The sequence below is a fragment of the Pseudomonas sp. B26(2017) genome, assembly GCF_002113045.1.
Lineage (GTDB): Bacteria > Pseudomonadota > Gammaproteobacteria > Pseudomonadales > Pseudomonadaceae > Aquipseudomonas.
Map to the genome: position 1 here is coordinate 120,949 of NZ_NEJJ01000015.1, position 13,027 is coordinate 133,975.

The 13,027-nt window shown below is 61.6% G+C and carries 8 protein-coding genes; 4 read left to right on the forward strand and 4 right to left on the reverse strand.

Annotated features, from left to right (window positions below):
• Positions 1 to 85: 85 nt before the first annotated feature.
• The 3 genes from zipA to CAF79_RS21680 all read right to left on the reverse strand — a co-directional run bounded on the left by zipA (position 86) and on the right by CAF79_RS21680 (position 5,361).
• Positions 86 to 952, reverse strand: coding sequence for a cell division protein ZipA (gene zipA, locus CAF79_RS21670; protein ID WP_064378762.1), 867 nt, complete (start codon positions 950 to 952; stop codon positions 86 to 88).
• A 258-nt stretch (positions 953 to 1,210) separates the two neighbouring features.
• Entirely contained in the window at positions 1,211 to 4,699 is a 3,489-nt protein-coding gene (gene smc, locus CAF79_RS21675; protein WP_085700227.1) for a chromosome segregation protein SMC, read from the reverse strand.
• 2 nt (positions 4,700 to 4,701) lie between these two features.
• Positions 4,702 to 5,361 (reverse strand): GntR family transcriptional regulator, encoded by a 660-nt coding sequence (locus CAF79_RS21680; protein WP_085700228.1) that lies wholly within the window; start codon positions 5,359 to 5,361, stop codon positions 4,702 to 4,704.
• Positions 5,362 to 5,627: 266 nt separating this feature from the next.
• Here CAF79_RS21680 and xdhA point away from each other — a divergent pair, with 266 nt between their 5' ends.
• The 4 genes from xdhA to guaD all read left to right on the forward strand — a co-directional run bounded on the left by xdhA (position 5,628) and on the right by guaD (position 11,783).
• Positions 5,628 to 7,082 carry a xanthine dehydrogenase small subunit gene (gene xdhA, locus CAF79_RS21685; protein WP_085700229.1) on the forward strand — a complete coding sequence of 485 codons (1,455 nt, stop codon included), beginning with the start codon at positions 5,628 to 5,630 and terminating at the stop codon, positions 7,080 to 7,082.
• Positions 7,075 to 9,468 carry a xanthine dehydrogenase molybdopterin binding subunit gene (gene xdhB, locus CAF79_RS21690; protein ID WP_085700230.1) on the forward strand — a complete coding sequence of 798 codons (2,394 nt, stop codon included), beginning with the start codon at positions 7,075 to 7,077 and terminating at the stop codon, positions 9,466 to 9,468. The genes xdhA and xdhB overlap by 8 nt, the downstream gene beginning before the upstream one ends.
• Positions 9,469 to 9,607: 139 nt before the next feature.
• Positions 9,608 to 10,465, forward strand: a complete 858-nt coding sequence (gene xdhC / locus CAF79_RS21695) for a xanthine dehydrogenase accessory protein XdhC (RefSeq protein WP_007952025.1) — start codon at positions 9,608 to 9,610, stop codon at positions 10,463 to 10,465.
• Positions 10,466 to 10,478: 13 nt separating this feature from the next.
• Entirely contained in the window at positions 10,479 to 11,783 is a 1,305-nt protein-coding gene (guaD, locus tag CAF79_RS21700) for a guanine deaminase (protein ID WP_085700231.1), read from the forward strand.
• 192 nt (positions 11,784 to 11,975) lie between these two features.
• Here guaD and CAF79_RS21705 read toward each other — a convergent pair whose 3' ends face one another.
• A complete protein-coding gene (locus tag CAF79_RS21705) occupies positions 11,976 to 12,740 on the reverse strand; it encodes a GntR family transcriptional regulator (RefSeq protein WP_007952027.1) in 765 nt (254 codons plus the stop codon).
• Positions 12,741 to 13,027 lie beyond the last annotated feature (287 nt).

Sequence of the window (13,027 nt, forward strand, 5' to 3'; positions counted from 1 at the left end):
GTGTTCTCTCATAAAGCAAAAGAGCAGCCGAGGCTGCTCAATCTATTTGCCGATTGCCCCTTTTATTGCGAGGCAACCTTTTCAATCAACGCTTCTGGGTCAGGGCGCGGCGTTCGAATTCGACGATGCGCTGACGGTAGTGCTCGATGGTCTGCGCGGTCAGGACGCTGCGCTGGTCATCTTTCAACTCGCCGTTCAGTTCCTGGGACAGCTTGCGGGCTGCCGCCACCATCACGTCGAAGGCCTGCTTCGGATGACGCGGGCCTGGCAGGCCGAGGAAGAAGCTCACCGCCGGGGTGCTGAAGTGGTCGATGTCGTCCAGATCGAAGATGCCCGGCTTGACCGCGTTAGCCATGGAGAACAGCACTTCGCCATTGCCGGCCATGCTTTCGTGACGGTGGAAGATATCCATCTCGCCGAAACGCAGACCGCTTTCCAGAATGTTCTGCAGCAGTGCCGGGCCCTTGAAGCCGGCCGGGTCGCGGCAGATCACGCTGATCACCAGCACTTCTTCGGCTTGCGGCTGATCTTTATCGGCCACTGCCGGCGACGACTTGGCGGCAGGCTCGACGAAATCATCGTCGCGGCTGCTGAAGCTCGGACCGCCGTCCAGATCCAGATCGAGGTTCAGGTCGCCCTGGGCCGGACCGTTGCTGCCACGCTTGCCGCGCTTGGAACCGGATTCGCGAGGCTCGCGTGCTTCGCGGGCCGGCATGCTCACCGATGGCAGATCGTGTTCGTCCAGTTGCGGCTCTTTATGGGTGTCCAGCACACGGGCCGGGCCCAACAGCTCGGCGCTGGTGTCCTCGTCCGGCAGGTTGGACAGACTTCGGTCAAGACGGAATTTCAGTTTTCCCTTGCCGCCGCGCATACGGCGCCAGCCATCGAAAAGAATACCGGCTATCACAATGATGCCGATGACGATCAGCCACTCGCGCAGACCGATTTCCATGTAATCCCGTGCCTCTATAAAAAATGCTGAAAAATAAGGGGTTTACACTGTGCAAACCGCTTTAAAACGTGGCGCCAACTCTATGTTCTGACAGGCGTTTTGCCCACGTATACGAAAAATTGACATTAAACTAGCACGACCAAAGACAACTTTACACCGTCTGTCTCATTGGCTTGCGCGATTATGTCGATTGGCCAGCCATTCGAAACCGGTAAATACGTCCTACAGACTACAAATACCTTTTCCGACAGCGCCGGCTCAGGCATCCACCATCGCCATCGCCTCCTCGACATCCACGGCTACCAGTCGCGAACAACCCGGCTCGTGCATCGTCACGCCCATCAACTGGTCAGCCATTTCCATGGCGATCTTGTTGTGGGTGATATAGATGAACTGCACAGTCTGCGACATCTCCTTGACCAATCGTGCGTAGCGTCCAACGTTAGCGTCATCCAGTGGTGCGTCAACTTCATCGAGCATGCAGAACGGCGCCGGATTCAACTTGAAGATCGCAAAAACCAGTGCCAGTGCCGTCAGGGCTTTCTCGCCACCGGAGAGCAAATGGATGGTGCTGTTCTTCTTGCCGGGCGGTTGCGCCATGATCGTCACCCCTGTATCGAGTAGATCTTCGCCCGTCAGTTCCAAATACGCGCGTCCACCACCGAAAACTTTCGGGAAAAGCGCCTGTAAACCGCCATTGATCTGATCAAAGGTATCTTTGAAACGGTTACGGGTTTCCTTGTCGATCTTGCGGATGACGTTTTCCAGCGTCTCGAGGGCTTCGACCAGATCGGCGTCCTGAGCATCCAGATAACGTTTACGCTCGGATTGTTGCTGGTATTCGTCGATCGCCGCGAGGTTGATCGCGCCCAGGCGCTGAATGCGCGCGGCGATGCGCTCGAGTTCTTCTTCGGCGCCCTTCTCGCTGGCCTCGGCGGTCAGGGTGTTGAGCACGCCGTGCAGATCGTAGCCGTCTTCCAGCAGTTGATCCTGCAGAGCCTTGCGGCGCACGGTCAGGGCCTGCCATTCCATGCGTTGCTGTTCGAGCTGGCCACGGATCATTTGCGATTGCTGCTCGGCCTGGGTCCGGCGTTTTTCCGCGTCGCGCAGTTCGCGGTCGGCGTCTTCCAGCGCGATCTGGGCGGTCTTGAGTTCATCGTCGACGCTCATGCGCTTGTCGAGCAACTCTTCGAGTTTGAGGCGCAACTCTTCCAGCGGCGCCTCGCCCTCCTCCAGATTCAGGCTGAGCTGTTCACGTTTTTCGGTGAGGCGCTCGGCCTGCATTTCCAGACGTTCAAGGGCCTGGCGGGTCGAATCATGCTGCGCGCGCAGCGAGCCCAGACGCACGGCCAATTGATGGGCGTGATCCTTGTGTTGGCGCGCTTCCTGACGCACCCGATCCAGCCGCTCGCGCAGGCTGTCTCGCTGGGCCAGCAGCAATTCGCGCTGTTCGGTGTCCAGGGCCATGGCGTCGAGGGCGTCCTGCAGCTGGATCCGCGCTTCGCCGATGTTTTCGTGTTCCAGTTCGCGCTGTTCGGCGAGCTCGACCAGTTCTTCGTCGAGTCGGGTGCGACGCAGATTCAACTGCTCGGCCTTGGCTTTGCCGGCGGACAGTTGAGCTTTCAGCTCGCCTTGCTGACGGGCCTCGTCTTGCAGCAAACGACGCAAATGCTCGCGACCGTTTTCCTGCTGACGCTGTTGCGCGCGCAGAGTCTGTAAACGGGTTTCCATGGCCTCGACCGTGGCTTCGCGCTCTTCGCGCTCCGCATGCAGCGTTTCGATTTCCTGGCCACGCGCAAGCATGCCGCTTTCGGCTTCGCTGGCGCGGCGCACCCGCAGGAAATGCCGGCCGACCCAGTAACCGTCGCGGCTGATCAGGCTCTGCCCGGCAGCCAGCTGGCCGCGCAGGGCCAGCGCCTGCTCAAGACTGTCGACCGGTTTGACCTGAGCGAGCCAGGGCGACAGATCAACCAGTGCCTCGACCTTGTCCAGCAGGCTGCCGGCCACGCGCACGCCGTCATTGCCGGGGCTGAGCAAACGCAGATCACCCTGGGCGAAACCGGACAGATCGAAGCCGTCGAAATCGTCCACCAGCACCGCTTGCAGGTCGGCACCGAGCACGGTCTCCACCGCCAGCTCCCAACCGGCCTCGACCTTCAGGCCTTCGGCCAGACGCGGACGCTCGGCAAGGTTGTGTTCCTTCAGCCATTCAGCGGTGCCCGTGCCCGGATCGAGCGCGGCCTGCTGCAAGGCTTCCAGCGATGCCAGGCGACCGTTGAGACGCTGCAAATCGCCCTGCGCCTGCTGCTGCGCGGTCAGCGCCTGCTGCAACTCCTGGCGCAGTTGCTCAAGTTTTTCGACCTGGGCTGCTTCGCTGGTCTGCAAATCTTCAAGGGTGGCTTCGGACTCCGCGAGCTGTTCGCTGAGCTCCATGATCGCCGCGTCTTCCGGATCAGCCGAGAGCAACGCCCGCTCTTCGCCCAGACGTTTTTGCCGATCGGCCAGACGCTCCAGGCTGGTTTCCAGCTGTTGGATGCGCGACTGCTGCACTTCGGCCTGACGGCGGGGTTCGGCGGCGGTCAGGTTGAAGGCGTCCCACTGCTCCTGCCAGCCGTGCATGACGGTTTCGGAATCTTCCAGCGCCGCGGCGGCCTCTTCGGCGGCGGCGTTGGTGATTTCCTGCTCGGGGGTCAGTTGATCGAGCTCTTCGCCGAGGGTCAGCAGCAAGGTACGGTCGTGGCCCAGGTGCGATTCGGTTTCCAGGCGCGCGCGCTCTGCCTCTTTCAGATCGTCCTGCAATTGGCGTAAACGCTGCTGGCCGTGCTGGATGCTCTGCTCGACCCGGGCGATGTCGCCGCCGACCGAATAGAAGCGCCCCTGCACCAGATTGAAGCGCTCGGACAGGTCATGGTGACCGTCGCGCAGGCGTTCAATGGCCGCGTCGGCGTTGCGCTGCTCGGCGACCAGCGCTTCGAAGCTGATCTCCTGGTTGCCGATGATCGATTCGCGCTGGCCGACCTGATCGTTCAGATCCTGCCAGCGCAGGGCCGACAGTTGCGCCTTGAGCTGGCGCTCTTCGGCCTTGTATTCCTGATACTTCTTGGCGGCCTCGGCCTGACGGTGAAGGCGTTCGAGCTGGCGTTCGAGTTCTTCGCGCAGGTCGGTCAGACGGGCAAGGTTTTCGTGGGTGCGGCGGATGCGGTTCTCGGTCTCGCGCCGGCGCTCCTTGTATTTGGAAATACCAGCGGCTTCTTCGATGAAGTTGCGCAGGTCTTCCGGCTTGGACTCGATCAGCTTGGAGATCATCCCCTGCTCGATGATCGAGTAGCTGCGCGGGCCGAGGCCGGTGCCGAGGAAGATGTCGGTGATGTCGCGGCGACGGCATTTGGCGCCGTTCAGGTAATAAGTGGTCTGGCTGTCGCGGGTCACTTTGCGGCGGATCGAAATTTCCGCGTACGCCGCCCACTCGCCCAGCAGGGTGCCGTCGGAGTTGTCGAATACCAGTTCGATGCTGGCCTGGCTTACCGGTTTGCGACTGGTCGAGCCGTTGAAGATGACGTCGGTCATCGACTCGCCGCGCAGGTTCTTGGCCGAGCTTTCGCCCATTACCCAGCGCACGGCGTCGATGATGTTCGACTTGCCGCAACCGTTCGGCCCGACGACCGCCGCCATGTTGCTGGGGAAGTTCACCGTGGTCGGATCGACGAAGGATTTGAACCCCGCCAGTTTGATGCACTTGAGCCGCAAGGTCAGGCAACCGTCAGGGCGGCCACCACCAGATCGCAGCTGCGCTGGGCGTAAGCCGTCAGCACGATGCGGATCTGCGGCAGGTCACGGGCGAGGACGGCGGCGAGCAAGCGTTCGAACAGTTCAAGGAATTCGCTCATCTCGGCCTTGCGCTGCTCCAGCGCAAGGAAATACGCACGGCTCATGGCCGGTTGCAGGTTCTCGACGGTTTCCTGCAGGTACGGGTTGTTGGCGAACGGGTACGCGGCGCGCATCACATTGAAGCTTTCGTCGACGAAGGTGCGAATGTCCTGACGCTCGTAGCTGGCGGTCAGGCGCTGCTGGATCTGCACGAACGGCGCCATGTCGGACTGGACTTGCCAGCCATTGGCCACCGCGTTGCCGAGCAGGATGTACAGCTCGCTCATCAACGTGCACAGGCTCTGCACCTTGTGCGCCGTAAGCTCAGTGACGTGGGCGCCGCGGCGCGGCAGGATCGCGATCAGGTGACGGCGCTCGAGGATCAGCAAGGCTTCGCGGACCGAGCCGCGGCTGACGTTCAGCGCCAGCGTGACCTTCTGTTCCTGGATGCGCTCTCCCGGCTTCATTTCGCCGCGAATGATCCGTTCGGCGAGGTGGTGAGCGATTTGCTCGGCGAGGCTGTCCGGCGCCTTGAACGTCATGGTTGTCCTTCAAACTCTTCGATCTGCACAAGCGGCGCAGTGTAGCGCAATGCGCGGTCATGGCGGAGTGCCCGCACAGCGGTTTTTGGCACGAATCCCGCAAAAAAGCGCTTGATCCCATAAGGGTCAATACTGAAGAGACACGTGGTTGAGCGACAAAACGGTTTTTCCTGACCTTTAAGTCAGAAAACCATTGACCGAAAAGTCAGACCTGCTAAATTCGGCTCAAGTCGCTCAACAACAATAATGAGTCTGCGAGGCCTTCCGTGATCCAGTTTTTACTTAACCAGGAACTCCGTAGCGAGCACGCCCTGGACCCGAACCTGACTGTGCTCAACTACCTGCGCGAACACGTGGGTAAACCCGGCACCAAAGAAGGCTGCGCCAGCGGTGACTGCGGCGCCTGTACGGTGGTGGTCGGCGAGTTGCAGACGGATGACGATGGCCGCGAGCACATTCGCTATCGCAGCCTCAACTCGTGCCTGACGTTCGTCTCGTCGCTGCACGGCAAACAACTCATCAGCGTCGAAGACCTCAAGCACAAGGGCGAACTGCACAGCGTGCAGAAAGCCATGGTCGAGTGTCATGGTTCGCAGTGCGGTTTCTGCACCCCCGGTTTCGTGATGTCGCTGTTCGCCCTGCAAAAGAACAGCGATGCGCCGGATCATGCCAAGGCCCACGAAGCGCTGGCCGGCAATCTCTGCCGCTGCACCGGCTACCGGCCGATCCTGGCCGCCGCCGAGCAATCCTGCTGCGGCAAGCAGCCTGACCAGTTCGACGCCGGTGAGGCGCAAACCATTGCCCGCCTCAAAGCCATTGCCCCGACATCGATCGGCGAACTCAACAGCGGCGACAAACGCTGCCTGGTGCCGCTGACCGTGGCCGATCTGGCCGACCTCTACGATGCTTATCCACAGGCCCGCCTGTTGGCCGGCGGCACCGACCTGGCGCTGGAAGTCACGCAGTTCCACCGCACCCTGCCGGTGATGATCTACGTGGGCAACGTCGCCGAAATGAAGCGCATCGAGCACTTCGAGGATCGCATCGAAATCGGCGCCGCCACCGCCCTCTCCGACTGCTACGAAGTGTTGAACGCCGAGTACCCGGACTTCGGCGAGCTGCTGCACCGCTTCGCCTCCCTGCAGATCCGCAACCAGGGCACCCTCGGCGGCAACATCGGCAACGCCTCGCCCATTGGTGACTCGCCACCCCTGCTGATCGCCCTCGGCGCGCAGATCGTGTTGTGCAAGGGCGAGACCCGCCGCACGCTGGCGCTCGAGGATTACTTCATCGATTACCGGGTCACCGCGCGCCAGGAAAGCGAATTCATCGAGAAAATCATCGTGCCTCGCGCCACGGCCGAGCAGCGTTTCCGGGCCTACAAAGTCTCCAAGCGTCTGGACGATGACATCTCCGCCGTCTGCGCCGCGTTCAACCTGCGCGTCGAAAACGGCGTGATCACCGACGCCCGCGTCGCCTTCGGCGGCATGGCCGCGATCCCGAAACGCGCCGCTCATTGTGAAGCCGTGCTGCTCGGCCAGCCGTTCAGCAACGCGGTGGTCGAACGTGCCTGCACTGCGCTGGGCGAGGATTTCACTCCGCTCTCGGACTTCCGCGCCAGCAAGGAGTACCGCCTGCTCAGCGCGCAGAACCTGCTGCGCAAATACTTCATCGAACTGCAAACACCGCACATCGAGACTCGGGTGACCGCTTATGTCTAACCATCACGGCGTAGAGAAAACACAAGCTGAACTGGCTGAACTGTTCGCCAGGGACCTGACCACCGGCGTCGGCCGCAGCGTCAAGCACGACAGCGCCGCCAAGCATGTGTCCGGTGAAGCGCAGTACATCGATGACCGCCTGGAATTCCCTAACCAGTTGCACGTTTACGCACGGTTGTCGGATCGCGCCCACGCAAAAATCATCAGCATCGATACCAAACCCTGCTATGCCTTCGAAGGTGTGCGCATCGCCATCACTCACGAAGACGTGCCGGGCCTGAAAGACATCGGCCCATTGATGCCGGGCGATCCGCTGCTGGCCATCGATGACGTGCAGTTCGTCGGTCAACCGGTACTGGCGGTGGCCGCCAAAGACCTCGAAACCGCACGCAAGGCCGCGATGGCCGCGATCATCGAATACGAAGATCTGGAGCCGGTGCTGGATGTGGTCGAAGCCCTGCGCAAACGCCACTTCGTACTCGACAGCCACACCCACCAGCGCGGCGATTCGGCCAACGCCTTGGCCACGGCCGAGCACCGCATCCAAGGCACGCTGCACATCGGCGGTCAGGAACACTTTTATCTGGAGACGCAGATTTCCTCGGTAATGCCGACCGAAGACGGCGGCATGATCGTCTACTGCTCGACCCAGAACCCCACCGAAGTGCAGAAGCTGGTGGCCGAAGTCCTCGACGTGTCGATGAACAAGATCGTGGTCGACATGCGCCGCATGGGCGGTGGTTTCGGCGGCAAGGAAACCCAGGCCGCAAGCCCGGCATGCCTGTGCGCAGTGATCGCGCACCTCACCGGCCAGCCGACCAAGATGCGCCTGCCACGGGTCGAAGACATGCTGATGACCGGCAAGCGTCACCCGTTCTATGTCGAGTACGACGTGGGCTTCGACAGCAACGGGCGCCTGCACGGGATCGCGATGGATCTGGCCGGCAACTGCGGCTGCTCGCCTGACCTGTCGGCCTCGATCGTTGACCGCGCGATGTTCCACTCGGACAACTCGTACTACCTCGGCGATGCGACCATCAACGGTCACCGCTGCAAGACCAACACCGCGTCGAACACCGCGTATCGGGGTTTCGGCGGCCCGCAAGGAATGGTCGCGATCGAAGAAGTGATGGACGCCATCGCCCGTCACCTCAACCTCGATCCGCTGGCCGTGCGCAAGGCCAACTACTACGGCAAGACCGAGCGCAACGTCACCCACTACTACCAGACTGTCGAGCACAACATGCTCGAAGAGATGACCGCCGAGCTGGAAGAAAGCAGCCAGTATGCCGAACGCCGCGAAGCGATCCGTCGCTACAACGCCAATAGCCCGATCCTGAAAAAAGGCCTGGCGCTGACCCCGGTGAAGTTCGGCATTTCCTTCACCGCCAGCTTCCTCAACCAGGCGGGTGCGCTGGTGCACGTCTATACCGACGGCAGCATCCACCTGAACCACGGCGGCACGGAAATGGGCCAGGGCCTGAACACCAAAGTCGCGCAGGTCGTGGCCGAAGTGTTCCAGGTGGAAATGGATCGCGTGCAGATCACCGCGACCAACACCGACAAGGTGCCGAACACCTCGCCGACGGCGGCCTCCAGCGGTGCTGACCTGAACGGTAAAGCCGCACAGAACGCGGCGGAAATCATCAAGCAACGCCTCGTTGAATTTGCGGCGCGGCACTACAAGGTCAGCGAAGAAGATGTGGAATTCCACAACGGCCACGTCCGTGTGCGCGACCACATCATGACCTTCGAAGCGTTGATTCAGCTGGCGTATTTCAATCAGGTGTCGCTGTCGAGCACCGGGTTCTACAAGACCCCGAAAATCTACTACGACCGCAGCCAGGCCCGTGGTCGGCCGTTCTACTACTTCGCCTTCGGCGCGGCGTGCTGCGAAGTGATCGTCGACACCCTGACCGGCGAGTACAAGATGCTGCGCACCGACATCCTCCACGACGTCGGCGCCTCGCTGAACCCGGCCATCGACATCGGCCAGGTCGAGGGCGGCTTTGTCCAGGGCATGGGCTGGCTGACCATGGAAGAACTGGTGTGGAACAACAAGGGCAAGCTGATGACCAACGGCCCGGCCAGCTACAAGATCCCGGCCGTGGCGGACATGCCGCTGGACCTGCGGGTGAAACTGGTGGAAAACCGCAAGAACCCGGAAGACACGGTGTTCCACTCCAAGGCTGTGGGTGAGCCGCCGTTCATGCTCGGCATCGCCGCGTGGTGCGCGATCAAGGATGCGGTGGCCAGCCTCGGCGACTACAAGCATCAACCGAAGATCGACGCGCCGGCGACCCCGGAGCGGGTGTTGTGGGGTTGCGAGCAGATGCGCCAGCTCAAGGCGGTCAAGGCCGTCGAAGCTGAAACCGAGGTTGTTTGATGATCGTTCCCACGCCTGCGTGGGAATGCAGCCGCGACGCTCTGCGTCGCATCCTGAACAGCGGACGCGGAGCGTCCAGTGATGCATTCCCACGCGACGGTTCGACGCCTCGACGTGGGAACGATCTGAGAGGTGAGATATGTACAACTGGATCGACGCCCTCGCCGACCTGCAGAACCAGGGCGAACCCTGTGTTCTGGTGACGATCATCGAAGAGCTCGGCTCGACGCCGCGCAATGCCGGCTCGAAAATGGTCGTCAGCGCCCGCCAGACGTTCGACACCATCGGTGGCGGGCACCTGGAATACAAAGCCATGCAGATCGCCCGCGAGATGCTCGCCAGCGGCAAGCAGGATACCCATCTGGAGCGCTTCAGCCTCGGCGCCAGTCTGGGCCAGTGCTGCGGCGGCGCGACGGTGCTGCTGTTCGAACCGATGGGCCAGGTGCAGGCGCAGATCGCCGTGTTCGGCGCCGGTCATGTCGGTCGCGCACTGGTGCCCTTGCTCGCCAGCCTGCCCTGCCGGGTGCGCTGGATCGATTCCCGGGAGGAGGAATTCCCCGAGCAGATTCCCCACGGCGTGCGCAAAATCGTCGCCGAGGAGCCTGTGGATGAAATCGACGACCTGCCCGCCGGCAGCTATTGCATCGTCATGACCCACAACCATCAGCTGGATCTGGAACTCACCGCCGCGATCCTCAAGCGCAACGACTTCACCTGGTTCGGCCTGATCGGCTCGAAAACCAAACGGGCCAAGTTCGAACATCGCCTGCGTGACCGTGGTTTCGACGCCAGCGTCGTGCAACGCATGCGCTGCCCGATGGGCATCGGTGAAGTCAAAGGCAAGTTACCTGTAGAAATCGCCATCTCCATCGCCGGCGAAATCATCGCCACCTATAACGCCAATTTCGGCCAGCACACCGCCAGTGCCGAACCGATTGCCAAACTGCTGCCGGTTTCCCGGCGCAGTCAGGCCGCCACACTCAAAGCCTCAAACTGATTAGAGAACCCTCATGCCTCTGACTCGCAAAGCCTACCGCGCCGCCATCCTGCACAGCATCGCCGACCCCGCCGAGGTCGGCATCGAAGCCTCCTACGAGTATTTCGAGGACGGCCTGCTGGTGGTCGATGGCGGCAAGATCAGCGCCCTCGGCCACGCCAGCGAACTGCTGCCGACCCTGCCGGCGGACATCGAGATCACGCATCACAAGGATGCGCTGATCACCCCGGGCTTCATCGACACCCACATCCACCTGCCGCAGACCGGCATGGTCGGCGCCTACGGCGAGCAACTGCTGGACTGGCTGAACACCTACACCTTCCCGTGCGAAAGCCAGTTCGCCGACAAGGCCCACGCCGATGAAGTGGCGGACATCTTCATCAAGGAACTGCTGCGCAACGGCACCACCACCGCGCTGGTGTTCGGCAGCGTGCATCCGCAATCGGTGAACTCGTTCTTCGAAGCGGCAGAGAAACTGGACCTGCGGATGATCGCCGGCAAAGTGATGATGGACCGCAACGCGCCGGACTACCTGACCGACACCCCGGAATCGAGCTACGTCGACAGTAAGGCGCTGATCGAGCGCTGGCACGGCAAGGGCCGTCTGCACTATGCCGTCACCCCGCGATTCGCCCCGACCAGCACCCCGGAACAGTTGACGCTCGCCGGTCAGTTGCTCAGCGAATACCCGGATCTGTACATGCAGACCCACATCAGCGAAAACCTCAAGGAAGTCGAGTGGGTCAAGGAGCTGTTTCCGGAGCGCAAGGGCTATCTGGACGTCTACGATCACTACCAATTGCTCGGCGAGCGCTCGGTGTTCGCCCACGGCGTGCACCTGTGCGACGACGAATGCGCACGCCTGGCGCAGACCGGTTCGGCGGTCGCGTTCTGCCCGACCTCGAACTTCTTCCTCGGCAGCGGCCTGTTCAACCTGCCGATGGCCGAGAAGCACAAACTGAACGTCGGGCTCGGGACTGACGTCGGCGGCGGCACCAGTTTTTCGTTGCTGCAAACCCTGAACGAAGCCTACAAGGTGATGCAGTTGCAAGGCGCACGCCTGAGCCCGTTCAAGTCGCTGTACCTCGCCACCCTCGGTGGCGCGCGGGCCCTGCGTCTGGAAGACAAGATCGGCAACCTGCAACCGGGCTCCGACGCCGACTTCCTGGTGCTGGACTACAACGCCACGCCGCTGATGAGCTATCGCTTGAAGCAGGCCAACAACATTGCTGAAACGCTGTTCGTGCTGATGACCCTGGGCGATGACCGCACCATAGCTCAGACCTACGCGGCGGGCGCGCTGGTGCACCAGCGCTAACTGATTGCTCGATTGTTCCCACGCTCTGCGTGGGAATGCCTCTGGGGACGCTCCGCGTCCAGTGACGCGGAGCGTCACGGGCTGCATTCCCACGCGGACGGTTCGACGCCTCGACGTGGGAACGATCAGGAGAGCAAAAAAATCCCCCGGCACTTTGCAGTCCGGGGGATTTTTATTGCCTGTCGATTCGCCTCAGAGCTTGACCGCCGGCCGCCCCGGCTTCTTGGTCTGCAACAGGTGCGAGAACACTGCATGCAGATCGTCCGAAGCGCTTTCTTCGTCGAGGTTGAGCTTGCTGTCGATGTGATCCATGTGATGCATCATCAGGTCCACTGCCAGCTCGCCGTTGCGCGCTTCGATGGCGTCGATCAACTGGGTGTGCTCGTCGTAGGAACAGTGCGAACGGTTGCCGCTTTCATATTGGGCGATGATCAGCGACGTCTGCGAAACCAGGCTGCGCTGGAAACTGATCAACGGCGCATTCTTCGCTGCCTCGGCCAGTTTCAGGTGGAATTCACCCGAAAGACGGATGCCGGCGCCGCGATCGCCACGGGAGAAGCTGTCGCGCTCGTCGTTGACCATCTGGCGCAATTCGGCGATCTGCTCGGCGGTGGCGTGTTGCACGGCCAGCTCGGTGATCGCGCGCTCCACCAGACGCCGGGCGAGAAACACCTGACGCGCCTCTTCAACGCTCGGGCTGGCGACGACCGCGCCACGGTTCGGCCGCAACAGCACCACGCCTTCATGGGCCAGACGCGAGAGCGCGCGGCGAATGATGGTGCGGCTGACCCCGAAAATTTCCCCCAGCGCTTCTTCGCTCAACTTTGTGCCGGGCGCCAGGCGCTGTTCGAGGATGGCCTCGAAGATATGCGCATAGACAATATCGTCCTGGGTTCCGCTGCGGCCGGCTTTGCCTGCTCGCGGTTGTTTCTTGAGGGGTTGCAACTGTTCGTTCATGGGCACTCGAGTCGGGAAGAACGGCGGCGAATTGACCGTGACTGTAATACGGCACAGTGGGTCGCTGGCAAGTATCGCGTAAAAAACAGCGCGATTGTACACAATGGAAGGTGGCAACACGACTGTACGGCTGTTTGTGGCTTTGGCTGTATTGCAACGCTTCGTTACGTTTGAGTTTAGGCTTGATCGCAGAATCCGCGATCCCTGTGGGAGCGAGCTTGCTCGCGATAGCGGTTGGACATTCAACTCCAATGTCGACTGTTCCGCCGTCATCGCGAGCAAGCTCG